Annotated in this window: 27 protein-coding genes and 1 pseudogene; 25 read left to right on the forward strand and 3 right to left on the reverse strand. The window is 38.8% G+C overall.

Annotated features, from left to right (window positions below; genetic code table 11):
* From QMG93_RS34090 to QMG93_RS34195, 22 genes are all read left to right on the forward strand, one after another.
* Positions 1-3194 (forward strand): hypothetical protein (locus QMG93_RS34090; protein ID WP_281944364.1); only part of this gene is annotated, 3194 nt, incomplete at its 5' end.
* A gap of 619 nt (positions 3195-3813) precedes the next feature.
* Positions 3814-7215, forward strand: coding sequence for a hypothetical protein (locus QMG93_RS34095; protein ID WP_281944365.1), 3402 nt, complete (start codon positions 3814-3816; stop codon positions 7213-7215).
* Between the two features lie 95 nt (positions 7216-7310).
* Complete coding sequence (locus QMG93_RS34100) at positions 7311-7481, forward strand: hypothetical protein (RefSeq protein WP_281944366.1); 171 nt, start codon at positions 7311-7313, stop codon at positions 7479-7481.
* Positions 7482-7497: 16 nt separating this feature from the next.
* Positions 7498-8976 carry a DEAD/DEAH box helicase family protein gene (locus tag QMG93_RS34105; RefSeq protein ID WP_281944367.1) on the forward strand — a complete coding sequence of 493 codons (1479 nt, stop codon included), beginning with the start codon at positions 7498-7500 and terminating at the stop codon, positions 8974-8976.
* 342 nt (positions 8977-9318) lie between these two features.
* Positions 9319-9948, forward strand: a complete 630-nt coding sequence (locus tag QMG93_RS34110) for a hypothetical protein (protein ID WP_281944368.1) — start codon at positions 9319-9321, stop codon at positions 9946-9948.
* 460 nt (positions 9949-10408) lie between these two features.
* Positions 10409-11677 carry a site-specific DNA-methyltransferase gene (locus QMG93_RS34115; protein WP_281944369.1) on the forward strand — a complete coding sequence of 423 codons (1269 nt, stop codon included), beginning with the start codon at positions 10409-10411 and terminating at the stop codon, positions 11675-11677.
* A gap of 17 nt (positions 11678-11694) precedes the next feature.
* Positions 11695-11853: a hypothetical protein gene (locus QMG93_RS34120; protein WP_197483544.1), complete on the forward strand. Its 159-nt coding sequence runs from the start codon at positions 11695-11697 to the stop codon at positions 11851-11853.
* A gap of 61 nt (positions 11854-11914) precedes the next feature.
* Positions 11915-12658 carry a transposase gene (locus tag QMG93_RS34125; RefSeq protein WP_281944370.1) on the forward strand — a complete coding sequence of 248 codons (744 nt, stop codon included), beginning with the start codon at positions 11915-11917 and terminating at the stop codon, positions 12656-12658.
* Between the two features lie 160 nt (positions 12659-12818).
* The gene (locus QMG93_RS34130) at positions 12819-13664 is read left to right on the forward strand and encodes a tyrosine-type recombinase/integrase (RefSeq protein ID WP_281944371.1); all 846 of its coding nucleotides are present in this window, start codon (positions 12819-12821) and stop codon (positions 13662-13664) included.
* A 224-nt stretch (positions 13665-13888) separates the two neighbouring features.
* Positions 13889-14233 (forward strand): DUF3139 domain-containing protein, encoded by a 345-nt coding sequence (locus QMG93_RS34135; RefSeq protein ID WP_063185661.1) that lies wholly within the window; start codon positions 13889-13891, stop codon positions 14231-14233.
* Positions 14234-14337: 104 nt separating this feature from the next.
* Positions 14338-15132: a hypothetical protein gene (locus QMG93_RS34140; RefSeq protein ID WP_281944372.1), complete on the forward strand. Its 795-nt coding sequence runs from the start codon at positions 14338-14340 to the stop codon at positions 15130-15132.
* A 36-nt stretch (positions 15133-15168) separates the two neighbouring features.
* A complete protein-coding gene (gene terL, locus QMG93_RS34145; RefSeq protein WP_281944373.1) occupies positions 15169-15888 on the forward strand; it encodes a phage terminase large subunit in 720 nt (239 codons plus the stop codon).
* Positions 15889-15902: 14 nt separating this feature from the next.
* Positions 15903-17198, forward strand: coding sequence for a phage portal protein (locus QMG93_RS34150; protein ID WP_281944374.1), 1296 nt, complete (start codon positions 15903-15905; stop codon positions 17196-17198).
* Positions 17188-17568, forward strand: a complete 381-nt coding sequence (locus QMG93_RS34155) for a hypothetical protein (protein WP_063185657.1) — start codon at positions 17188-17190, stop codon at positions 17566-17568. The genes QMG93_RS34150 and QMG93_RS34155 overlap by 11 nt, the downstream gene beginning before the upstream one ends.
* Before the next feature lie 212 nt (positions 17569-17780).
* Positions 17781-18395 carry a DUF4355 domain-containing protein gene (locus tag QMG93_RS34160; protein WP_281944375.1) on the forward strand — a complete coding sequence of 205 codons (615 nt, stop codon included), beginning with the start codon at positions 17781-17783 and terminating at the stop codon, positions 18393-18395.
* 25 nt (positions 18396-18420) lie between these two features.
* Positions 18421-19251 (forward strand): P22 phage major capsid protein family protein, encoded by an 831-nt coding sequence (locus tag QMG93_RS34165; protein WP_281944376.1) that lies wholly within the window; start codon positions 18421-18423, stop codon positions 19249-19251.
* 83 nt (positions 19252-19334) lie between these two features.
* Positions 19335-19490 carry a hypothetical protein gene (locus tag QMG93_RS34170; protein ID WP_167670336.1) on the forward strand — a complete coding sequence of 52 codons (156 nt, stop codon included), beginning with the start codon at positions 19335-19337 and terminating at the stop codon, positions 19488-19490.
* Positions 19487-19807, forward strand: coding sequence for a phage head-tail connector protein (locus QMG93_RS34175; protein WP_281944377.1), 321 nt, complete (start codon positions 19487-19489; stop codon positions 19805-19807). Before QMG93_RS34170 ends, QMG93_RS34175 begins: the two co-directional genes overlap by 4 nt.
* Positions 19797-20084, forward strand: a complete 288-nt coding sequence (locus tag QMG93_RS34180; protein ID WP_281944378.1) for a hypothetical protein — start codon at positions 19797-19799, stop codon at positions 20082-20084. The genes QMG93_RS34175 and QMG93_RS34180 overlap by 11 nt, the downstream gene beginning before the upstream one ends.
* Positions 20085-20086: 2 nt before the next feature.
* Positions 20087-20698, forward strand: coding sequence for a hypothetical protein (locus QMG93_RS34185; protein ID WP_281944379.1), 612 nt, complete (start codon positions 20087-20089; stop codon positions 20696-20698).
* Between the two features lie 63 nt (positions 20699-20761).
* Entirely contained in the window at positions 20762-20893 is a 132-nt protein-coding gene (locus tag QMG93_RS34190) for an SHOCT domain-containing protein (protein WP_281944380.1), read from the forward strand.
* An 84-nt stretch (positions 20894-20977) separates the two neighbouring features.
* Positions 20978-22600 (forward strand): recombinase family protein, encoded by a 1623-nt coding sequence (locus QMG93_RS34195; RefSeq protein WP_281944381.1) that lies wholly within the window; start codon positions 20978-20980, stop codon positions 22598-22600.
* Here QMG93_RS34195 and QMG93_RS34200 read toward each other — a convergent pair.
* From QMG93_RS34200 to QMG93_RS34210, 3 genes are all read right to left on the reverse strand, one after another.
* Complete coding sequence (locus tag QMG93_RS34200; protein WP_010500081.1) at positions 22589-22885, reverse strand: hypothetical protein; 297 nt, start codon at positions 22883-22885, stop codon at positions 22589-22591. The two genes, QMG93_RS34195 and QMG93_RS34200, sit on opposite strands and share 12 nt — an antisense overlap.
* A 178-nt stretch (positions 22886-23063) precedes the next feature.
* On the reverse strand, positions 23064-23462 hold the full coding sequence (locus tag QMG93_RS34205; RefSeq protein ID WP_010500080.1) for a hypothetical protein: 399 nt from the start codon (positions 23460-23462) through the stop codon (positions 23064-23066).
* A gap of 19 nt (positions 23463-23481) precedes the next feature.
* A complete protein-coding gene (locus QMG93_RS34210; protein WP_281944382.1) occupies positions 23482-24795 on the reverse strand; it encodes a hypothetical protein in 1314 nt (437 codons plus the stop codon).
* Positions 24796-25710: 915 nt separating this feature from the next.
* Between QMG93_RS34210 and QMG93_RS34215 the strand changes: the two genes are divergently transcribed.
* The 3 genes and pseudogenes from QMG93_RS34215 to QMG93_RS34225 form a co-directional block, all read left to right on the forward strand.
* Positions 25711-25992, forward strand: coding sequence for a hypothetical protein (locus QMG93_RS34215; protein ID WP_204343496.1), 282 nt, complete (start codon positions 25711-25713; stop codon positions 25990-25992).
* Positions 25993-26025: 33 nt separating this feature from the next.
* Positions 26026-26259, forward strand: coding sequence for a hypothetical protein (locus tag QMG93_RS34220; RefSeq protein ID WP_281944383.1), 234 nt, complete (start codon positions 26026-26028; stop codon positions 26257-26259).
* Positions 26260-26333: 74 nt separating this feature from the next.
* Positions 26334-26510 (forward strand): annotated as a pseudogene (locus QMG93_RS34225) (protein tyrosine phosphatase); the annotation flags it as partial.

A 26510-nucleotide genomic window follows, 5' to 3' on the forward strand; every position in this document is an offset into this window, starting at 1 on the left:
ATTTTATCACTGCACAACAACTGCAAGAGATAATCCCCAACAAAGAAGAGAGACATATCATTAAACAACTTAGTATACTTAAAAAGAATTTCACTAAAGATGAACCTGTATTTCAATTTTTACATAACAATTATAACGAGCATCTCAGTGCAGATGCTTTGAAAAATCTCGAATTACAAAAGATATTAGATTTAATATCTTTTGAAGATCTTGAAAGCGAAAATATAAACCCTTTATGGAAAAATACAATTTCTTTTCTATGTGATTTGAGAAAAAATCATGATCTTATCGAATTGTTAATTGAGACTGATCCTGGTTATTTGCTTCACTTTGAACAAGTCAGACTCTCTAATCAACAAAGAATTGCAGTTTTCAAAAAAATATTTGAGAAATATGCATCACGAAATATTTGGCTGGATGTCAATGCTAAAGATTTAGCTGATGTTGCTAGAGTATCGGAAGTATACGAATATTTGCTCGAATACACAATGCCGGATAAACATTTCGTTCAACGTTACAATGCTCTTAGTGTGCTTCAGTATTTCGTTGAGTTCAAGGAAGACAGATTATTAGAAATGTTACTTTCAGTTTCGACCGACATTGCTGAGAATGATGACGTGCGTGCGCTCTCTATTTATAGTTTAGCTAAACTGGGAGCTGTAAGCAAAACTTATATTGAACGTGTAAAAAAGGTTTCCAATGAAAAGGAAAAACCGCGCCTACAAAAAGCGTTCTATGAATTTCTGTCAAAAAGCTCCGATATTGATGAATATACCGATTTAATTCTCGATGCAATTCCCTTGATAAGATTCAGTTTGAACCAAAGCATTAGCATGTCAAGTTATTCAGTACTGGATTGTTTAAAGAATATCCATAAACCTGATTGTGTTAGCAAAATTGTTCGTTACTTTATTCAGGAGACAGAAGCCTTAAATGACAATAATATTGATAGGTACTTACCACATTTAGTTAAGAAGTCCATCGCTACATATCAAGTAATGCCGGAAATTTATGAAGACATGAAAACACTGTTATTAAAGTGCGTTGGTCTGCATTTAAAAAAAGCAGCGTTAGAAATCAGGGATTTCTTTGTTTCGACAAATACCCAGGCGTCACTCTTTAATGAACATTACAAAAAATTAGTTTCAAATGAAGACTATAGGTTAATAGGGTTGCTGATGAACGAAGAATTCGCCGAAAGAATCATACATGATTACATTCAAAAAAATTTGACAGAACAAAATATATGGAGTATTTTGATTGGTACTTCTATTTCAAAGCCAGAAGAGCATGAACACTATAAAACGCTTTTCATAAACAGAACCAATATTTCTGTACCCATATCCATTGATTACAATAAAAAAAGAGAAGAAGAATTAAAAGAACAAGTTCATGTTACTCTCTCAAAAGACTTGTACTTGAAAGAAATCCAATCTGTTTATATTGGAGAAAATAAAAACATACTATCTCATGATGATGTGCAGTTTGATATACTTTGGGATAACGAAAGAGGAGAATATAAATACAAAGATTTTATCGTGTGGTTCTTACAAAATAGTCTCGAAAAGCAATCACTCACTTTTACCGAGATCATAGCATGGAGCGAAAGTAGCCGGTTCGATGAATTTGTTCTAAGTGAAGTATATCGTCTTATGAGTAACAACCTCAACATTGAGCTTGACCGTGAGCAAATTCAAAAAATAAGTACGATTTGTTACGAAAAAATAAATCAAATCGATTTCAGAACAGCCATTGAATACAGGGATAATGGTTACTCGGCAACCAATCTAGCCGTCTGTGTTTGGTTTTTTCGACATAAATATCAACTTGATTACCCTGAGAGTACACTTCTGGATATGTTGTCATTTGATTGGCCTATTGGCAATGACGACTTTGGTATAAAATATATCGAAGATTTGGTCAGCATTGAGAAGATTACGTCCAGAATTGTTGAAAATCTTAGAGAACGTAAAGTTGCTGGGCAAGTATTAATTAATCATCTAGATTACTGTGAGAGATATCAAGTGAAAAGCAGTATTGATTTTGTAAAACAATTCGCGGGAGATCTACAAGTTCCTGCAAGAGAAAGAAAGAGGGCTTTAGAGACTTTAATTGCACTCGGTATCGAGCACTCTTACTTGTTGGATATACTACAATCCACCGATGATGAAGATATTTTTGCATTCTGTGCAAAGCAACTTTTGAATTTAAAAGTTGCTTCAGTAGAAGATGTGTTACTGAGTATTATTGATAAGGACTCACACTTATCACTGCCATCTTCATATTTTTTAATGGAAAAGCAAAATTTGCAGGCGATATCATATTTTATTCATCATATTGAAAAACTTGAAACGTATCAAACTTCTTTTGATCGGAGACCGTTATTATTAATCAAGACAGTTGATGCTGTTGAGTTGTTATTAGATTTGCTATTAAAAGTTATGAATCAGGAATTGAAACAAGACGATAGTTTTCATAGAATTGATCAGCAAATTTACGATGTTTTAAAACAAATAGCTTTGCAAGGAAAAGAAGAGATGCAACGTGTAGTAACCTTGATGAAAACGTTTATCACTTCGAATCCAACTATCACTAATATTCATTTTCTCTATGTTATTCATGACGATATTATTAAGTTGTATAAAATAAATTATAATAAATTTACACATAATAGATATTCCGCTACTATAAGGACTGCGAATCAGCTACTCAATGTACCGGAAGACGAAGAGTATCAGGAGAAACTGATTAGGTGCGTAAAAACTCAAAAGGAAATTATTGAAAAAAGCAGATTAAAATCATTACCCGAGATATTTACAATCGATCCCAATATTGCAGTTGGAGCGGCACATTTAGTTAGGTTGCCCTTAAGCAAGGATCAGTCTCAATTTGAACGCTTCATTAATTATATGCAACAAATTTTCTACGAACCGATCGTGAAGGAAAAGCGTAAACCCTCCCAATACGTGACTGCAAATTTTCAGGGCTTAGTTGCTATCATTGACCTCATAAGATGTGTACGTCATTATTACCATCACTCAAAATTATCTGACGTAAATGTTAAACAACTCGTGGAGGGCGCGTTTACAAAAATTGGTGGAGAACCTCGTAGCCCCGAGAAATGGACACTCTTTCATAGCATAATTATAGATGATTTATTGGCTGAACTTTCGCATGTCGAAAGACAGTTGTGATAAAAACCTCCTAAAGAACAGTTGGCCGATAAAGACTTTGCGAGTCTTCTGATCACAAAAATGGGAAGGCTACGTTGTTCAAGGAAGCGATTGATGTCCTGCGTTTTTGATGAATAGGTTGGAGATATAATCTACTGCCAAGATCCAAAAATAATAAATGCAAAAAATATAATCAGCACTTTATACTGACATCAAAAAGAACCGAGAGCACATTGCCTTCGGTTCTTTACCCATACCAATATTTTAAATTATACAAACTAAAATAACCACTCTTGTACAAGTGGTTTCCAAAATGTTACTATGAAAAGTGTATGCCTATTTCCCACATCAGGCATGCTCAATTTTTCATTCTCAAATAAGGATGTGATATTCCTACTCCACTATTCGAGATAATCACAGTATATACCGCATTAGTAAATTACGCAATAGTTTTATCGCATTTTCCGTATTTTATTTTTAAAATTAGGGGCGCGAAATGGTATAAATCACCCTGAATCCCTTGCCCCATAAGGGATATTCGTAAACCAGGCTCAAAATGGATAGATTCATCCCTAACCTACCAAGCAATTAAATACGATGATTTGTCATTTTTTACTTTTAACTTTGGAGGCTAATACAGTTGAGCGACAAACAAAAACGAAGCCAATACAAAATTAAACTATTCCACTTTCATGAACTATCCATTTCTTTCAATCAGCTATCCCTACCAGAAAATACGAATCGAATAATTACTGTTTCAAATAGTATCTATCTCGACCAACTCCAGCAAGTCGTTGCCATGCATGATCCTTTCGATAGTTTTACCGATGCCATCTTCATGCTTAAAGCTGATAGCATTGATGAGGACGACCAATCCCAACTTGCTCTATTTGAACGCATGTTACGCGAAGGTATCTACTATAAAGGTGTAAAGTATGTCCGTTCCATCAAGTCACCAGCCATGTCTCGCACGCAGAGGACGGAATTTATCAAAGAGAAATATTATGCCGATCTCCGCAACCGCATATCCCTTGGTCATTTCCCTGCGCTAACCAATATCAATAAATGGGAAGCAGCACTCGGTGTAAGCCGTTCAACAGCTATACCTGTTCCATATATTCCTCGAATTGTTGTGATTCCAGATTACGAAAAGGATTGCATCATCGAAGATGTTTGGAAAATTGAAGGGTGTGCAAAGGATACCGATCAACAAAAGTTAGTCCTGGCAGAAAAGAAAAAACAGCGCGAATATTTCAAGGCAAAAAAGGAGCGAAGGCCATCCATAGCCATTTTAGAAACCTTACCTCGTTTACCAAATAAACAAGCTATTATTCGCGGCATTGAAACCGCCGTTCCAGACCAATCGGAATTTAAGACATTCAGCGGCTGGGATAAAGAGAATCGTCATGTCAAAATAGATCAAATCGCCCATCCGACTCATGCTGCCGAAATAAAGGGCGAACTCCGTCCTTGCTATTCCCTTGAGCAAACGGAAGAAATTCCGCATATCGAAATTAGCGAAGAGTCCATCGGCTTGAAACGTACCGTGTATCCGCAATACAAAAACGAACAAGTCCAATTTTTCGATGGTCAAGGTCTTATGAGCTTTGAATTTGCCGAGCGAACTGGGCAGCATCTCGGATTATCTTATTCGCCAAACGCTGTGCAAGGAAGGCTCCCTTACATCAAAGGTAATTTCATTCGCTTTGATATTCTTAAATGGTTTGAGAAAAACAACATATCGAAGATCACCGACATATTCGGTGAATCGCAATCAATAATTGATGAACGCGGGCGTCCTATTGATCTTATCATCACGAAGTCCTGCTTCAAAGCATGGCACAGGTATATCGAAGGTCAAAAAAAGCCCGAATGTCTATTCAAAAATATACACGATTACAAGAAACGTTTGACTGAATATCAACATACTCATTTTTGGGTTGCCAACTATGCTAAACCATCGTATCAACTAAATCCGTATACGCCGCTCACCTATCAATACATTCATGCGCTCAATCTTACGCTGGATGATTTGTATAAATTGTGCGCCCCTTTGATGAAAGTCGTGAAAATAATAGTAAACGGTAAGAAAGATGATACGACGAACAGAGGGGTTCGAGATATCGCCTATACGAAAGCGTTTCTGAATATGCTCGTTCAAGACCATAATGAAGCAAACGATGCTGATGACATGGATGATAGTGAAGATCCCAACAACGAGCTGACACTGGAGCAGCAAAAGAAATTCACGAGCGAAATAAACCAAGCAATCGATTTAAATGAACTCATGCTCTATGACGCAAACGTGCGGAAGTACATGATCAAGCAAGCGATGCAGAAGGTTCAAGATATGCTCAAGGGGCGTATTCCGATTCACGGCAGTTATTATTATATGACCAATGATCCCATTGCTTTTATGGAGCATGCTGTGGGTAAGCCGGTTAAAGGTGTACTTGAGCAGAACCAGGCATTTATGAATCGCAAACACGGCATTCATGCCCTCTTCCGTTCGCCGCTGACCATTTTTAATGAAGTGGCAAAACTTGAATTTATAAAAGTGCATAATGCTTATTTGCGCCATTTGGATAACGTCATTGTGCTGAATTGCCATGACTTAACGCTTATCCGGCTTGGGCTTGCCGACGTTGATGGAGATACTGCCCTTTGCACCAATGACTCCACGATCCTTGCCGCAGTCATTGAGGCTCCGACGATTATCAATGAAGATGACAAAAAAGTAGCTGATCCCGTGCCGAATGATACGGATAGCGTCGTTAAGATGGAACTGAAAAGTTTGCACAACCTAACAGGTAGATGTACGAATGTAAATACGTTTTTTCAGAATCTCGCTCTGGAGGAAGGCAATCTTCAATCCCGAGTGTTAGAAAATTCAGTACTCAAATTTCTTCAGGGACAGATTATCGATGCGACAAAAAATGGCCGCGATGTTGAGATTCCGTATGTGCTTGATAAATTCGTGTACAAACTGCCCTATTTCTTCCGTTTCATTAACGGAGGAACAGAAGATGAATACCAGCGCATCATCAAGTCGCCGTTTAATAAATTTTGCGTGGAAGCTGAAAAATACATCAAAACTACTTTCCAATTGAAGGATGGAAAACTGGATCAATCAATGCTCGGCATTGAAAGCACGAAGCAGTTGCTGCAGGACTTGAGCAAGGTTAACCAGTCCAAATATTTGGCGTATCTTGACTTGATAGAACCGTTGTACAAGGAATACAACAAGAAGAAAAATCGCATTGATTATCGTCGGAAACAATTTAATGAGTTGAAAAAATGGGAACGTGATGATGAGACACGCAAAGCCATCAGCGAAGATTATGCGAATCTGAAGGCAGAATATAAAACCAAGTGCGAAGCGATATGCCCCTACCCTTCTGTTCTTGCGAGTGTAGCAGTGGAGATTGCCTACAATAAATATGGAACACATGGATTCGCATGGCTGTTCATAGATGGATTACTGGAAAATCTGAAGCGTCATGAAAATATCGTAAAGAAAGAAGTACACAGAGTAAATCGGTTAACGAATCAGGCTGTGGAAGGTAATGAACTTACCGTCCGAGATGGAGTCGCATCCGTTGATGATCTGGAATTTAGATTCGATGCGCTGGATGGAATTTATCCATTGTTTGAGATTATGGGTCAGTTCTACATCTCATTTGAAACTGAACGAAAAGTCAATGTGCAGACAAGTGATACCCCTGCCCTGTTGGATGGGGGCAGTACAAGACAAAAGTTGGAAGGATACAAGCTGGGCTTCAGCACGTTAAAACAATCAAAAGACGAATCACAGGCGGTTGCTGATGAGTTAGCTGGTAAAAAAATGATGATTCGGATTAACGGAAATTATGTGAACGTAATCGATTCCAATGGTGATATGAAATGCTGTATTCCAAGCGATAACCTTATTCAGCGTGAAGAAAAATGGTCTTTGTTTGATTTTGATGGAGCTGAGATTGAGTTTGTAAGCATTGAAAAAGTGACGAAATCGAGCTTTAAAGCAATTGTCAATATTGATTAACTGTCTAATTGTTAATGGAGCGCCTGTTAACACTGGCGCTCTGGTGACACCCGTTGTGCCAAGGTGATTACTCAATAGGAGAGGAAATAATCAAAATGGACTATTTTTACTGTTACGATGGCCAAATGATGAGGAAATTGCAGGACAAAAATATCCGTTACATCACTCGGGCTTTGACTATCGATAAGATGCGTAAGTTTTGGCTTTATGAGATCAATGATAAGTTTCAAGCTGCTTTAGAGGAGATAAAGAAAGCAAAAGTTTAAGGAGTGAGTCTTCATAGTGAATCAAAGAGTAAGCGATATTATTACTATTGAGGATATTAAAAGTTGGAATACGGGGGATTTAATTTCAATTACATCCGGTACAGGAACAGGTAAAAGTTATTTTGTTCGTAATTTGTTGTACGCTATCGCAATGGCTGAAGGTAAAAAAATTCTCTACCTCGTCAATAGGAAAAGATTGCTTCAGCAAATCAAACAGGAATTAGTCTCTGACAAGAAGACGGATATAATTGACGTATTCACTTATCAAAAAATACAGGCACATGTTTTGCATGAGAATACTACGGATTTTAAAGACATTTACAAATATATTGTTTGTGATGAGTATCATTATTTTATAACAGATGCTAGTTTTAATCATACAACAGATTTAAGCCTCGATACGATAATTGCTGCCAATGATCGTATTCGGATTTTCATGTCAGCAACAAGCAACTTTATGCTTGATTATCTGGAACGGCATAAAAACTTAAAGGTCAATAAATATGAAATTGATTATCAATATAATCATATCAAAAAAATATTTTTCTATGAAAATGATGCTACAGTTAAAAAATTTTTATTCGAATTAAACCAAAATGAAAAGGTCATTTATTTTTGTCACAGTGCAGAAAGGGCATATAAACTAAGCAAAGAGTTTGTAGACTCCTTGTTTGTATGTGGTGATAGCAATAAAGAATACAAGAGATACCTCAAAACAGAAGAAATTCAGAAAATGTTAGAGGATGAACGTTTCGAACAACAGTTTCTATTTACTACTCATACATTGGACAATGGGATTAACATCATTGACGAAGATGTCAAATACATAATTGTGGACATCGAGGACTTTGATATATTAATTCAGTGCATTGGAAGAAAAAGAACGCAAGGAAAGGACGACAATATTACTATTCTTATAAAAAAAATGAATCACAAATCAATTGGTGGCAGAGTTACACAATTGAACAAAAAATTAAAAATGGCAGATTTTTTGATTGCGGGAAATACAACAGAAGATTTTATAAAAAAGTATCCAAGACAATATTCTGGCGATATGATTTACGATTCATTCAAAAATGAAAGTATTATTAAAACGGTAAATGAAGTCATGTATTGTAAGTGTACGTATGACATTGATACTTTTAACGAAATCCTAAAAGAAGAAAATGGATATGAAAAGAAAATATTAGGCTTATTGAAGAAGGAAAAGTATGAGTTGCTTGAACATCACTATGACTCATTAACTCTAAATGATTATCTCAACGCTTTAGTTGGTAAAAAAATGTTTAAGGATGAGCAAAAACAATTTAAGGATTTTATTAAACAAAATATAATCAATATCCCTAAAAGTAGTCATGGATCACTAGGGTATAATACAATTAATGGATATTTCAGGGATAATGATCTTCAATTTTTAATTAAAAGTGAAGAAGAAAAAGAACGAGGAAAAAATAGGGGAAAAAGATATTGGATTATTGGAAAGATAACTTATTAAAGTGGGTGTAAAAATGCCTCTAAGCATTATATAGAGCATACTGGCAAAAACACACCCATATTATGTTCAAGTCCTTCTATCACGTATGATCTTTACTATCCAAGTGAAGAAATAGGACAAAATCCAATTTACGCATCCGCCATATCCAAGGTGCTCTTCCTTGGATTGGTGGTGCGACCAAGCAACAGGTTCATCGTTGCGCGGAGATGAATGATGAAATGTAATCTGCTTTCCATTGTGGTAGTAGGATTTTCTGTGCCAACGTTCTTATTGAATCTTGAAACATTAGATTAAAGCAAACGTCTATTGGTTTAAAATGCGATATTGGGGAAGGTTGAGCATATGAAAAGATATTTGATTAATGCACTTTCATTATTGGTTTTATTTTGCTGTATCAGTTCCATATTTCCAACTAAATCCTATGCTTGTAGTTGTGCTTATAAACCAGACCCCGATAAAGCATTAGAACAAGCCAAAGCTGTGTTTTCTGGTAAGGTGCTCGAAGCCAAACAAGAGATATTTGATGTGGATGGGATTCTTGAATACAGAGAAGCAATTCTTTTTAATGTAGAACAAACGTGGAAGGGAACTTCTCAAACACAAATTATCGTGAATACTAATTTTGGTGGAGAATCTTCTTGTGGGAATGAATATAAAGTTGGTCAAACTTATCTAGTGTTTGCTAATAATTACGACAGTAATAATACTCTACATACAAGCATCTGTTCATTAACTAAGGAATTTTCAAATGCCAATATGGAACTTAATAAGATTGGGGAAGGTAATAAGCCAATCGAAAACGTAAACTTAAAAGGTGCAATGAGTAAGTTAGATTTTAATAATAAGCTAGTTTATGTTACAGTGGCTTATCATCGCTTAATTAAGTATCATCTTGTTGAGGTGTTTTTTGGTGTGTTCACTGCGGTTATTGGAATTGTACTGATGTTTAAAAAGAAAAAAAGTGAATTGTAATAGATAAAATGTCTTTCCGCTGTCCTTTGTGGGGCAACTAATTGCTAATTAATAGATAAATTGACCAAAGAACCGATTGCTATACTATATTCTCATTTCATGTAATATTTAATTGTATGAATTGTACGATCGGGCTTGTCAGCCCGTAGAGAGGCAATTACGTTGTGAAAAAATTTTATGACCCTGTGATGCTAAATCAATTATGAGCCGTATTCGTACGGTTCTTTTTTTATGATCGAAACAGGACGCAGTTGTTTATTTAATCTCATCCCCTACTAACCAGTAATATGAGGTGAAGAAATTGAAATGGTACAACAGTTTAAAGTACTGGACATATCAAATTCAGTATGATGAATCAAGATGGCGCTTTAAACCACCTAAATTTTTTAACACCATAAAGAAATTATAGAACTTCGGTGGCTAGCTGAAGTTCTTTTCTAATTTTGAAAGGAGAATGTAAGTGGAGTTTATCAAATTAAAAATCGATCAACTGGTTCATGCAGACTATAATCCAAGGAAGGATTTACAGCCGGAAGATCCTGAATTTGAAAAAATCAAGAATAGTATTAACGAGTTCGGATATTGCGAGCCGATCATAGTCAACAGTGATTACACGATCATTGGAGGTCATCAACGAGCAAAGGTATTAAAGGCTCTCGGATATGATGAAGTGGATTGCGTGTTAATCGATATCGATAAAACGAAAGAAAAAGCTTTGAACATTGCGCTCAACAAGATTACTGGCGAATGGGATTTTGATGCCCTCTCCTCCCTGCTCGATGAGTTGAAGCATGAGGATTTTGATCTTGAGCTTACCGGCTTTGATCTGTCAGAAGCTGAGAAATTATTAGATGAGCTGTATAAACACGATGAACCAGATGAAGATGAGTTCGATATCGATGAAGCATTGCCGGAACAACCGATCACCCGGAAAGGTGACGTTTGGATATTAGGTAAACATCGGTTAATGTGCGGTGACAGCACCAGCGAGCAGGATATGGCAACGTTGATGAATGGTAAGAAAGCCAGGTTGATTGTAACTGATCCTCCCTACAATGTGGACTATACAGGCAAAACGAAAGATGCACTAAAGATCGAAAATGACAAAATGGACAATGATCAGTTTTACGAGTTTTTATTGGCAGCATATAAACGCATGTATGAGGTAGCTGACGATGGTGCCAGTATTTATGTTTTTCATGCGGATAGTGAGGGATTGAATTTTCGGAAGGCGTTTATCGAAGCGGAGTTTAAGTTGGCACAATGCTGTATCTGGGCTAAACAAGTTTTCGTGATGGGAAGGCAAGATTATCAGTGGATGCACGAACCCATATTGTATGGCTGGAAACCAACTGCGGGACACTATTGGAATAGTGACCGTAAGCAAACAACTCTCTGGCAGTTTGATCGACCGTTTCGGAATGAATATCATCCGACCATGAAACCCGTCCCCCTTATCTCCTATCCAATCAAAAACTCAAGCAAGATTGGAGATATCGTCCTCGATTCATTTGGCGGTTCAGGCAGTACGCTAATCGCTTGTGAGGAGGCGGATCGAATTTGCTATACGATGGAGCTTGATCCCAAATACGCGGATGTCATTGTCAGTCGGTATATTGCCCATGTTGGTAGCGATGATTGCGTATACTTGATTCGGGATGGTCAACAGTATAGTTATCAAGAATTGCTTGCTGAGTCGGCAAGGTCAGAGGTATCATGTGCTGACTAAACCGAAAGGGTGATCCTATGGGCAAGGCAAAAGTGAAGATGGTGATTCGGTTCCTCATGAGGATGCAAGCTGAAAAGATTTGCGTACTTGGCGAGGATGAAGCTCGGGAGGATAATGAGCAGATTCAGAAGGTGATCGAGGATATTGAGATGTTTTATGAAGCGGAGTTGGAATAGGTAATAGGGGATGGCTGATAACGGCTCTCCCCTTTTCAATTTGATTGGAGGTGAGGTGACGATGGGAAAGAACGATGTTACGCCAAAAAGGAACAAGCCAAAAATACTGACGAAATATGAACAATTTGTTGTTCCAAGATTAAAGGATATCCCCATTTGGGTACGTGAAGGATTAACCGATGAGGAGATTGCCAAACGATTAAATATTCACATATGGACGCTTGGAGATTATAGACGTAAGCATCCGAAATTTGCTGAAGCATTAGAACGTCCAACCCTATGGGAAACCCATGTATATCCGAGATTAGCGGAAATTCAGCAATGGTTTCAAGAAGGTATGAACACTGAGGATATTATCGTGAAACTCGGCATTGGAAAAACAACTTGGTACGAGTATATCGATAAGCATCCGATGCTTGCAGAACTTGTTAAATGGAGCAGGTCTGTTATAATTTCTCGCGTGGAAAATTCGCTTTTGAAAGCTGCTATAGGGTATGAGTATGAGGAAATCAAAACGATTGTCGAAGAAGACAAAAACGGCAAGAAGCGTACCCGTATTGAGAAGGTTAAACGTCATCAGCCCCCTAACCCGACCGCGATAATCTTCTATTTAAAGAATCGCGCTCCGAACGAATGGAATGACCGCCGCGAGATCGTTGTTGATACGAAAGCATTGGAGCAGCAAAGAAAGCAGCTATTCCTTGATATGATCGAAGCCGATGTCATTGAAGCAGAGGGTGAAATGCTGGAGGAATCGGTAGCGGTAGATGATGGCTTCGAGGAGCCGGATGAGGATGTTCAATAAGGTTATGTCGTCAGTTATTCGATAGATAAACGCCGGTCTCAGCCGGAATAATGCCCAAAAATTAGCCATAATCAATGCATAAGATAAGTTATGTATTGAGTTGACTGTCTCCCCCACCAACGGTATCATGTCACACAATGAACCGAAAGGTGGGGACGAAATGCAGTATTTACAGGCGTATGAGACGCATTTACGTAGCAAAGACCGGAGTGAGAACACAATTTCCTGCTACATAAGAGACGTTTTGCAGTTCATGGCTTGGCACAGGGACAAGACGGACTATGGTTTGGACAAACTGATCGAACTTGATGGCGTAGAGTACAAGAAGTATCTACAAGCCATTGGACTAGAGGTCATTACGATTAACCGGAAGATAGCCAGCATCAACGTATTCTGTCAATGGATGCTCAAACAGGGTTATATTAAGGAACCCATTCATATTGAAGCGGTACGAAACAAGGTGATCCGGCAATATAAAGGGCTAGAGGACAGCGATTTGTGGAAACTACGGAATGAAATCCACCGAATGGGCAATCGGATGCATATCTGTATGATTGAATTGCTAATCGGAACCGGTATCAGGGTAAGTGAATTAGTTGGAATTAGGCTGAAGGATATAGAATTATCAGATCGGAAAGGAACATTGAAGGTATTCGGTAAAGGAAACTCCTTTCGAACGATACCTATTAACAAGGATGTCCGTAAAGCACTCGCCCGATATATAGAAGTCAGGCCAGAAAACGAGTCTGAATTTTTATTTATCGGGCAGCGCGGCGCATTAGAACGAAATGCAATTAATTTAATATTGAAGAAATACGGTAATCGAATTCAGGTTAGAGTGACTCCCCACATGCTACGCCATACCCTAGCGTACAGGCTAGTCAAGACAACTCCGTTGACCACGATTCAACAAATACTGGGCCATGATCATGTATCGACGACGAATATCTATACGTTAACAACCGAGCAGGATATGGAAATGGCTTTGATGAATATTGAGTGGTGACGCGCCACTCTTTTTGTCGTTCCATGGGAGGGGTACTTCTAATGGTTAAAATGGGGCCGCCAGCAAAGGGTGCAGAGATTTTTTCGATGATTTTATAACGGAATTTTTAAAACAAAACAACCAACACCTATGTCGGTTATTGTGTTACTCTATATTTGAATAAAGATCCAAATTTAAACAGTATTGTTCGTTTGCAAATTTGTATCAAGATTAGGAGATCCAAAATGAGTAAACTTAAAAAAGTCATGTTGGTCATGCTCATTGGGTTAATACTTACCCCTTTTGTATACGTGCAACTTAATAAAGTGATTTATGCCAACAAGGTGACGAAATACCTTTTGGAAAAACAAAACTATAAAGAAAACGAGATAAAATCTGTAAAAGGAATATGGGGCATCAAATTACCGCCATTTTATGCAACTGTAGTATTTGAGGACGAACCTTATGTTGAATATATATATTTCGCACACAATGATGTTTTGCAGTTCAGTTACAACATTACTGAGGAAGGCAGAAATAGAGGTATTACTCAGTCCGATTTAAAGCATTACAATGTTCCAAAATATTAATAACATGAAATATTCGTTACAATGAACCATGAAGGGGAGAAATTCATATTGAAAATATAAACAACTCAGAATTGCAACATCAAAATGAACTGATAAAACAATACATGGAGAAGTATTTCTCTCCATCTAAAATCAAGCAACTGGTCGAGACATTTACATTTTCCGAACTCCGCAAATTGATCGGAGAGATGGATATCGAATTTTTCGCTCTGTGCTACTTTCCAAAGTATTTCGACCGCGAGTTTGGACGATTTCATCAGGAACTATTTACAGAGTTAAAACATATGCTTGCCAATACAGGACTGATTACCGCTTTCGGACTCCCTCGGGAACATGGAAAGTCGACGATCAGTTCTTTTTTATTTCCACTCTATGCGACTCTATACGATAAATCACAGTTCACACTGATTATCTCAGCAACAGAAATGATATGTTTGCCATTTTTGGATATGATTAAAGATGAGCTTGAGACGAACTCAATGCTCATTGAGGATTTCGGCATTCGTAAAGGAAGCCGCTGGAACAATAATGAGATTTGGCTTCGCAGTAAAAGTGGACTCGATTCCTGCATCATGATTCGTGGTATAGACGGTTCCCTTCGAGGCATCCATTATAAACATCATCGACCTACTCTCGTTCTGATGGATGATTTACTGAAGGAAGATACAGCACGATCCGAAGCGAAAAGAGAACAGATTAAAAGTACATTTACCGATGTCATTCTCCCCATCGGAACAAAGGATACGAACATTCTAATCTGCGGCACAATATTAAATGAAGAAGACTTGATGGCTGACTTGCTGAAAGGCAAGATTCCCGGTGTCAGAAGCATCCGTAAATCGGCAGTCATTCTTTTTTCTGAACGCGATGATTTATGGTCTGAATGGGAGCGTCTATAAAATAACCTGCAGGACGAAGACAGGGTCAATACGGCTATGTCTTTTTTTCGTTCACATCAAAAAGAAATGCTGGATGGGACGGAGATACTCTGGCCCGAATATCTGGACTATTACTATCTCATGTGTAAAAAGCAGGCCATGGGTGAAAAGAGTTTCTATAAAGAGCTACAAAACGATCCTCGCTCAACAGATGAGTATATCTTCCAGAACATCATGTGTTGGGATCGGCTTCCCGAATTCGAAGAAATGGAAGTCGTCATGTATATTGATCCAGCCATCAAAGCCGGTAAGAAGAACGATTACTCTGCTATTACCATATTAGGTCAACATCGAAAAACGAAACAGCTTTATGTGATTGACGGCAACGTGTACAAGCTACTGCCGGATGACTTGTTTCAGGTGGCTATTGAGAAGCTACATACATTTCCAGTTGATAAGATTGGATTTGAAGTGAATCAGGCCCAAAGTTATATGAAGCAAAAGTTCGAGGAGCAGCTATGGAAGGCGAGAATATACACTCCAGTTGAAAGTGTGAATTCCAAAGGACAGAAACACGAACGGATAATCAGTTTGGAGCCAGATGTTAAGAAGGGCCATATCCTGTTTAATCCTGCGAACATCCGATACAACAATCAAGTGAAGGACTACAATCGAAATTGTCGGTTTGATGATGCCCCCGATTCGCTCTATGGGGCTGTACAATTGATCCAGACAGTGAAAAGTCTGAAATTTTATGATCGAAGTTTATTATTTTGAAAGGAGTGATAGCCATGCAAATCACCGAATCAATCATATTAGAATGCTTAAACGAACTCAACAACGCCGCGCTAATCAAGCAAAAGTATATCGATTACTATAACGGTCAACATGCCATTCTCAAGGATTATGCTATGCAGGAAAGCCGCAGCAATCGTAAACTTATTTTCAACTTTCCCAAGAAATTCGTCGACAATGAAACAGGCTATCTTCTCGGTAAACCAGTCAACTATGTATCTAAATCTGATCACGATGAAATCGCGCATAAAATCGATCTGCACATGAGTCACTGGGATAAGGAGCATAACATCAATCTCAGAAAACAAAGTGAAATATTCGGTGAAAGCTTCGAGTTGAATTACATTGATTCCGATGGCCAGTTTTCAGCAACCGTATTATCGCCTTTGAACGCTTATGTGCTGGAGGATGGCACTGCAGAGTGCAACGTTCTGCTGGGGCTTCACAAATTCACACGCAATTTTGAAGAGATAGTTTACCTGGACGTTTATACTGACAGCGAAATCCTGCATTACGAAATCGCCAGCGGCGACAATCCCAATAGCAAGTTTCCCAAGCTCAACTATATCGGCAAACACAATCACATCTTTGGAAGAGTCCCCCTTATCTCCTACCCGGCCAATACGGAAAGGAAAAGCGGCTTCCAAGATGTGATTTCTTTATTTGATGCGTACAATGCGCTGAATTCAGATTTGGTCAATGAGATTGCGGATCACCGCAATGCGTATCTGGTCATCGAAAATGCCAAACTTGAAGCCGAGGACTTAGTCAACATGAAGAAGATGGGGATCATTCAGGTTCCTGCAGGTGGTAAAATTTCATGGCTGACGAAAGAGATTAACGATACGTTTGTGAAAAACGAGCTGGACAACATTGAACGTAAAATCTTCGACATGATGGACCAAGTTAATTTCAATGAAAACTGGGCATCGAACACCTCTTCCCTCGCTCTCCGAAACAAGCTGCTGAATCTCGAAAATCGAGTGGCGATACGTGAAGCGTTGATGGAAAAAGCGATCAAGCAGCGTCTACGAAATTTCTTCACGTTCCTTAACATCAAGGAAGGCATCCAATACGATTACCGAGATATCGCTGTGAAGTTCACTCGTAACTTGCCTACAGATTTGCCGGGATTAGCCGATGTAATCGTAAAGCTGCAAGATGTGGTATCTCAAGAAACGCTGCTTACTTTGCTTCCCTTTGTCGAGAACCCAAAGCTGGAGTTCAACAAGTTTCATGCTGAACAGCCGCGTGTAGAAAATGGAAATGAAGGTTCAATGAATGCACAATAAAAACAAAATTAAACAACTCGTCAAAAATAACTGTGCCTCCTATCTGGGCGATAAATATGGTATCTCGAATTATTGCTGCTGGAAGGATGGATCATGCGTATTTCTTAAACAAGATGATCAGCAACCAAGTTGCCGATATTTTGAAAATGGAGTGTTGCCAATAGATGAGAAGCTGGAGCGCGAATATAAGATGGAACGGCATATGGAGGTGGAGTTTAAGGCGGCGAAGCCGAAGGTAAATTGTAAGAAATGCGGTGGTACATTTTCAGCTAACTCTAACCGTCAAGCTTACTGTGAGAAGTGTAAGAAAAAGAATCGCAATGAGAAGTCTAAATTATGGATGCGGCAGAATCGACAAAAGCAAGCTTGATGTTGTTCATTAGGCGTATCAAAAAGCCTTATAAATCAAGGACAAAATGTAGTCGAAAATAAAGAGTTAAGGGGTTTATACCTTTTCCCCATTTTTACAGTTTCTATTGCTTAACATTCTTGTCCTGAGCACGACATTAAACTACTCCAAAATAAAAATGATGCGTGTTCGGTTCTGCAGAGTCGAATGGGCAACAAAGGAGATTAATAAAAATGGATCTGGAACAAGTTAAACAATTTATCGAGGACAACAAACAAAACGAGGAATTACAAACGTATCTTCAGGGCTTGAATCCCTTGAGCGTTGAAGGGATTGAGCAATTCATTCAATCCAACAAGGAAGCCAAGAGTTGGTTAGATAGTACCGTAGATAAGCGATCAGCAAAGTCGCTAGAAACGTGGAAGGCGAATCATCTGGAAAATTTACTGGATGCGGAGATCAAGAAGCGCTTTCCTGCCAAAGATGAAAAGGAAATCGAAGTCGAGCGTCTACGTGTTGAAATCGAGAACATGAAACAAGAAAAGCTCCGTGAGCGATTAACCAGTCAAGCCATCAAAATAGCCAGTTCCAAGAATCTGCCGTTATCCTTGGTGGATTTTTTTATTGGCACAGATGAGGATAGCACGACAGCAAATCTGTCTGTACTGGAACAGTCGCTAAAGTTAGCGGTTCAACAGCAAGTCGAGCAACGGCTTAAAAGCGACGGCTATACGCCTCCTGCTAATTCTGCCGCTAAGACATTTACACTCGATGCCCTCAAGGGAATGTCGCATGATGAGATCAACAAGAATTGGGATCAAATTAAACAAACATTACAAAACAAATAAAATGAAAAGGACAAGGTGAAACGATATGTCAGTTCAAAATTTTATTCCTACCATTTGGAGCGCAAGACTCAATGAGAGCTTTAAGAAAAATCTGGTCTATGGAAATGTCGTCAATCATGATTATGAAGGCGAGATCAAAGGTCAAGGCTCCACGGTCAAAATTAATTCGATTGGCGCAGTCACTATCGGCAACTATGATAAATCCAAAGGTATTGGCAATCCGGAAGAACTCGACTCTACGCAAAAAAATCTGGTCATCGATCAGGCGAAGTATTTTAACTTTCAAGTGGATGACGTAGATAAGGCTCAAGCCAATGTCAATTTACTGGATGGCGGTATTGTGGAGGCATCCTATGGACTCGCTAATGTGGTCGATCAATATATTGCTGGATTTTATACCGAAGTCAAAGTTGGTAATACCATTGGTGACGATACAACTCCGATTGTTCCAACCAAGGATACAGCTTATGATTTACTCGTTGATTTGGGCGTCATTCTAGATGAAAACGATGTACCCGAAGGAGATCGTTTTGTCGTTGTTCCAGCTTGGTACTACGGACTTCTCGTCAAAGACCCGCGTTATACCAAAGATGCTAATGTGATGCGAACAGGATTTGTCGGCAATATCGATAACATGGCTGTTTACAAATCCAACAATGTGCCTCATACAGCAGGAGCCAAGTATAAAATCATCGCCGGCCACAAAAGTGCCATCTCATTTGCTGGACAAGTGGATTCGGTGGAAGCGTATCGTGCTGAGAAGCAGTTTTCCGATGCCCTCAAAGGATTGCAGGTATTCGGAGCCAAGTGCATCAAGCCCGAAGCATTAGCAGTACTCACAGCAAATAAGTCGTAATCAGAAATACATTATATATAGAAGAAACACGTTCGGGGTGTCCGTTTGGATGCCCCTATTTTTATTTCAGGAGGCTATTGAACATGTGGTTTTTGAATAAAGAAACAGGTTTAAAGTGGGAAGTTGTGGATCAGGAATTAATGCTTCGATTGCAGGCAAACGTCAATTATGAACAAGTAGACGATCCAAAACAAGAAACGAAACAGGCTAAGCGGAATGAGAAAGAGGTTACGACATGAATGAGCAATTAGATCTGATGAAACGGTTGCTTGGCATGGAATTAACGGACGTTTCTAAAGACGACATTCTCACACATTACTTGAACAAGGCCAGAAATAATATCCTCGGCTACTGCAACATTGCTCTTCTCCCTCCTGTTTATAACGAAGTAATTGTCGACTATGCGGTATATCTGTATAAAAACAAGGATTCAGTCGGTCTTACAGACAAAAAGGAAGGTGAACGCTCAGTCAAATACGAACCAGGCATTCCAGCAAGTATTCGACTTTCCCTTCCCCTGCCTAGAATACAAGTGGGTATTGAGCATGTTTTATGATACGAAAATGGAGATTCTGGATTCAGTTCATTTGGCAACGATACAAACGATCTATGCCGATGTGCAGCCGCATACGAAAAGCATCTCCTATGAAGACGGCTATACACTTGAAATCACCCATCGAGCCTTTTGCGATCAGGCATCTGGTTCACGCTTGAACAGTTACGTCCGAATTGCCGATCACATTTTTATCATCTTGGACTTGAAGGAATGGAGCAATTATCTGGAACTGTATTTGTATCGTTGTAAGCCGGATTTTGCGTCGAGGGTGAATTAGAGATGAGAAGAATAGAACCGATGATGGACTTTTTCCTGCGTGAGAAAGGCGAACCAATACATATTCATGATGTACAGCAGCTTGCTCTTGTTCGGGATACGGCTGATAAATTGCAGGAAACTGACGAAAAAATGATCCGAACAGCAATACCTTTACATACTGGCGATCTCATTGATTACCGAAATGAGCGATATATGATCGTAAGTCAGATTGATAAAAACGAACAATCGTATCGCGGCAGAATGCGGAAGTGCAACTTTAAGATCGCGTTCAACTTTCAAGGCAATGTGAAATGGTCAGATGCGATTGTGGAGGGTAAAACATTTTCGCTTCAAACAGGTAACATCATTTCTTTGCCCGATGGAACGATATTCGTCACACTCCAAGAGAATGCTGACACAAGAGATATCCAACTAAATCAGCGTTTCTACAAAACGCACCAACCGTTTCAAGTGGTAGGCATCGACCGAACTCAAACAGGAATCGTTAAACTAAGCTGCAAATTGGATTCGAAGTCCCTACCTTATGATGATGTCGAAAACAATATTGCTGATCGTTGGAGATATCATTTAGATGCCACGCAAACGGAAAAGCGAAAGAAGCACCTCTTTTAATTAGACGAACTACGGCTTGCCTTCGGGTGAGCCTAATTTTATTTACAAAGGAGCCACTTACCTATGAAGAAGAAATCCATTGATTATATGCTTAGCCTCAGCCTATTGAAGCAACTCAAATCGCAAAATTTAATCACGGAGGAAGAGTTTGCCGAGATCGATTTGTTAAATAAAAAGTCCTTCAATAGCCCGTAGAATGGGCAGAAATGGACTTGATGATGTGCCGGGACAATTATAACATGACACAGCAATAAGAATATATCCGAAGGGAGAATCGCCATGACAAAAGCAGCCACAGCAAAGAAAGTAGTCGTTGTACCGGTAAGAACGATTGAGACATTAGAGGGGATTCCGGAATTTCGCAAGAAACGAGTCGCAGCCTATTGCCGCGTCAGCACAGACTCGGAGGAACAAAAAGAAAGCTATACAAATCAAGTGAACCATTATACACAGCATATCCAAAGCAACTCGGAATGGGATATGGTTGATATTTATGCCGATGAAGGCATTACCGGCACGAATACGAAAAATCGAACTCACTTCAACCGTATGATACAGGATGCCCGAAATGGCATGATCGACCTGATACTGGTCAAATCGATTTCCCGGTTTGCAAGAAATACACTCGATTTGCTGAAATATGTTCGAGAACTTAAAAGTCTTGGTATCGCAGTATTTTTTGAACGAGAGAACATCAATACACTGGATACTACAGGCGAAGTGCTCTTGACGATCCTTAGTTCCCTTGCTCAGGACGAAAGCAGGAACATTTCAGAAAATAGTAGATGGGGCATCTTGCGAGGATTCACTGAAGGGAAAGTATTCTGTAACACGACTCGCTTCCTCGGGTACGATAAGGACGAGAATGGAGAGTTGGTCATTAACGAAAAGGAAGCCGAGATTGTAAGACGGATTTACCAAGAATATTTGGAAGGCAAAAGTTACGAAGCCATTGCCAAAGGCTTGATGCGAGATAAAATCAAAACGGTCACTGGCGGCGAGAAATGGTGGGATTCATCCATCACGATTATTTTGACGAATGAGAAATATTATGGAGCCTTACTCCAGCAGAAAACAATAACGGTTGACTTTCTTACCCATAAACGAATCAAGAATCGAGGGCAGGAACAGCAATATTTGATCGAAGAAAATCATGAGCCGATCATCTCAAAAGAAATGTTCGAAGCGGTACAAAAGGAAAAAGAGCGCCGCGCAAAGCCGAAAGGCAATATCTTAGGCGACCGAAAGAAATACTCCAGCAAATATCCACTTAGCAGCAAAGTATTCTGCGGATGTTGCAGAACCCATTTTAAACGCCGAACATGGAACAGTAACAACGCGTCCAAGAAAGTCGTATGGCAATGCCGAACCTATGTGAACGAAGGTAAAGACGCTTGCGATGCCAAAGCGGTCGATGAATTTGTACTACAGGATGCGTTTGTACGAGTGTTCAATCGGATGCATGAGAACAAGGATGGATTTATCCGAACGCTCAAGGCTAACATTGAAACGATATTAACTAAACGAACAGGACATGAACCACTATTGGAAATCGAGCGGCAAATGGAACAGCTAAAATTTGACCTCAAAGGGTTGGTAAACCTGAAGGTCCGGGATCAGATTGACGAAGCGGTGTACAACGAAGAAAATACCAGAATCTCGGGCGAGCTGAACGAACTTCGGCAAAAGAAATCCCTGCTGGAGAAAGATAATGACCAAAAAGCCCAAATCAAGGAACGTGTCGATGAAATCATACAAGTACTAAGCTTACGGCAAGAATTACTCGAACAATTTGACGATAGCCTATTTCATGCGCTGGTGGAGAAGATAACTATTCTCTCGCCAGCGCATTTTGTTTTCACTTTAAAAAGTGGGATGGAAATAACCGAGTTAGTGGGCTAAACGATAATCTGACGAGTGTAAGGCGGGGTAAATGATTCTAATCCCGTCTTGAACTCCTTGCATATAGAGCCACTCTTTTTCGATATTATGCTTATGGTTTAGCATGTCCTCCCACTCGCTCAAAAGAACGAGCAGATCATCGTCTGCCCGATGTTTAATGGCATCGTTTAAGGCAGCGAGTTTCTGGTGGACCGGAAACAGCGCATATTGTTTTTGGGCAGTAAGTGCTGAGGTATCAAATCTTAATTTGAGAGCATCGAGAAACCAATTCGGCCAATGTTCCATAGGAAAATCCCCTCCGTTGTTTGAGTGTGTGTATCTTAACTCTGTTCGGAGAGGGTGGCAAGTTGTTTTTATCCGTCGCACATTCATTCTGAGCGATTTTGAGGCTGCTTCTTATGGTCAACTATGGCTCTAACAGTGAAGCGCATCTTGAAGAGACAACGAACAGGAAAAGGTGCCTCTATTCAACAATCCAGTCTACTTTGATGTATCCATTTTCCATCTTATTGCCTTTGATGACAAAATGGTACTCACCGTCAGTTTCTGCAACAATACTCACAGTGCTTCCTCCTGGTTTAGTTTTAACAAAAAAACCATGTGGGTCTAAAAATTCTATCATCATTCCTCCCTTTCCGCCTACTAAGTAGGTTACCTTTATTGTATTCCCTTTTAAAGCTTTAATCGGGATTCTTTTCTCCCCGTCGAAATAATCGTACTTTAGTTCAACACCATTACTAAATTCTTTTTCAGACCAATTGATTTTTTTGTCAAAAAATTTAGGTTGAAAGATATAATAATATGTTGCACTTAGAAAAAACAGAGCAAGGACTATAACTAAAAATAAAAAGAATTTTTTCAAAATACCACGCCACTCCTTTTTATTTGAACTTTACCGTCCCCCGTATAGCCTGATTTCCCACAAAATCGAATAGACCGCCTGGACTAAAATAATTATCGCTAGGCATGTACTGAATTACTGGGGTATACCCTTTAGAGTTATAATTGTAATAGACTTCATATGCAGGAAACTCATTTCTTACCCCATCATACGAAATTGTCCCAGCACTTCTGTCAGTTTTAAACATAATTTTGTAATCAATATTAGCCACAGGAATCAAAGGGTTCCCCGAAGAGAGACTGAAATAAAGGTTTTCGCCATTAACACCAGGAGACACGCTCATATTATCGTTAGGAATCGTTGCGCTCCTCCATGGTTCATCAAACCATGTTTGATGGGAAGTCCCTGTATAATTAAATGATGTAACATCTCCTGTAGCATAGTCAACAACAGCATATTGGACTGTACGGTTACTGTGAGAATTTATATCGAAACCTCTTCCATCGCCTGTACCCTCCACAAATCCCTGCACTGCTACTATTTTCTTCATGGGTATAAAAGTATTGAATCTCATGATGGCATATTCGTTTCCACTTCGACCTATCTTTCTTAGAGCATTGGCAACAGCATGAATTTCACCTTTTACATTCGGGTAAGGAGTTGTTTCCCAGTACTCAGAGATAAACCTTATTTCATTTTGAATGTTCTCTGGAAGATTCTCATCCTCTTCATTTCCATCTCTAATTGCGCCAGAATAATTCAGAGGACTGGTTTCCTTCATCAAAGGATTCAAATTAAGAACATTCATAGTACCTTCTTTCGATGTATCTTTGTAAATAAATGGTTCAATTTTTGAAATGCCAGATAGAGTGACGGCACGTTTTTCTTTACTTTTTGTTAAGTCTTGTTTTATAGATTCAACCGAACCGAACTGAATGTTATCCAATTGATCTTTTTTCTGTCTTACGACAAGCTCAAACTCTAGTACCCCTTTCAAGCCGTTAACCTGTTCTTGATACACGTGAACGTATGCGTGTGTAAATTTAACCTCTCGAATCGTCTTCTCGTGTCTCACGATTCGTACGGTAACAGTTCGATAATAATCATTGTCCGGCCTATACTCGGTAAGGGCCCAGGCATAAAGCGTATTGGAGTTATCCGCATCTTGTTCCACAGGAGGAAGCAGTCGAAGTGGAATCTCCCCCCGTATCTGAATCGAATGTACCACGTTATAAGCTTTGGCTAAAAAATCTGCCGGACTTGTGTTAGTATAGCTGTAGCCAGTGATTTGCCCATTGCCGAGCTCAATCGGCTGACCACCCGATTCTCGTTCAACCTTCAATAAAATGCTCATTACTGCATATCTCCCTTTAGGCTAATTGGCTAACCTATTACTCTTTGGTTTCTAAATTACCATTTGAACCGAGTCCCTTATCTTACTTATATCGGATATATACGACTTCTATTTAATGTAAATTTCAACACACTTTTGGAGATTTGGGAAGGGAATTATCCGAGAAGCGTTCTGTGATCCGTTGCTCGGTTTTGGCTTGTAAGGTCATTTCCATATTTGACATTTTAGCAGTATACTATATAGTGTGGAACAATGGATGAGCATCGGCATCAGGGATATATCCCTTTCACCGTCTCGAGACATGTGGAGTGCGTGGTAAGGATATATCGTGAGAATTGAAATTAATTAACTGAATTATTTATATGGAGAACTTCCTGAAAAGGAGGTTCTTTTTTTGCATAACTAATACGAACATTAATTCTAAACTGTGCGTGACTCATCTAGGTTTTACGGCTAAGATGTATTAAGTTGAACTTTATAAGTTCATTGAAAAAGTAAAAGGGAATAAGGATGAGTTTATTGTTTTTATTGATGGAAATTTCTCAGAGAAAGATCTGGATGAATTACATAGACTTGAAAAACGAGTTTAGGTCTTAAGCTCACTGTAAGCGTGCAAACGAATGAAGCAATTGTTAAGACTATGCGGAAAGAGAAAGTATCCTATAATGAGATTAAGATTGGTAAAAAAATAACAGAGAACCAACTGGCAAAAATGGTTAACTTTTTTCAAATAATAAAGGAGTTGGGATGAAATAGTCGCTGTAACAGGAGATTATAATCTAAACCTTCCAAAACAAAAAAATTCTATCGGAGAGGTAATTGAAGTTGATAACAAAACTTATCAGGTGCGTGACTTAGGGAACAGTTTTATTGTTTATCTAATTGAATTACGATAAAAAGATAATTTTAAGGGAGATGAAAGTAGTGAATAATAAATGTAATTTAAAATGGGCTGATTTAAGCGATTCAGTTAAAACGATAATAGAACACATTGATATTAATTGTTGTGATGAAGATTTTCAAGTTGGAACTAAGTTGAATATACCGTATTTTAAAGGGAGACTCACTCAAGAAATGGCAGATGCAATTCTCGAATATCAATTTTCAACTGAAAATTTAAACGAAAATTGTTATTCTGCTGAGCTGCAAGATGGTGTATTGATGATAAAGTTCGTTAAGAGTTCAGAGAGACAATAAAACAACAATTTCAATGTGATATGAGGTGCTGGAATGGATGAATGGACTTCTCAGGTTGTTGTAAATAACATTCCTTATACCATTACTGTAAATCGTATTTATTCCCCATCATATGATGAATTTCTATTCGAAGTTGAGATTAGGGAAAAGTCAGAGGTAGTATATACCTCTTCAATTAATCTTTACTCGAAAAGAGAAGTTGAGGCATGGATAAGAAAGAGATTAAATTGCGAAAGTATAGAGTTTAATTGGGTAGATAGTGAGTAAATTAGAAGTCATGCCGACAATTGATTTTGCTTATATTGCTAGCCGATAAATCAAATATTTCATAAGAAGTATGGATGGTGAAGAAGATTAAGTTACTTTTTGTTTGTAGCAGAAACAAGTGGCGTAGTTTGACAGCAGAAAAGATATTTCATGGAATCAACGGTTATGTCGTTAAATCTGCTGGAACAGAATATAGTGCACGAATTAAAGTTACAAGCGGTCATGTTGGATGGGCAGATATTATCTTTGTA

This window comes from Paenibacillus tyrphae (assembly GCF_027925525.1).
GTDB lineage: Bacteria > Bacillota > Bacilli > Paenibacillales > NBRC-103111 > Paenibacillus_G > Paenibacillus_G tyrfis_B.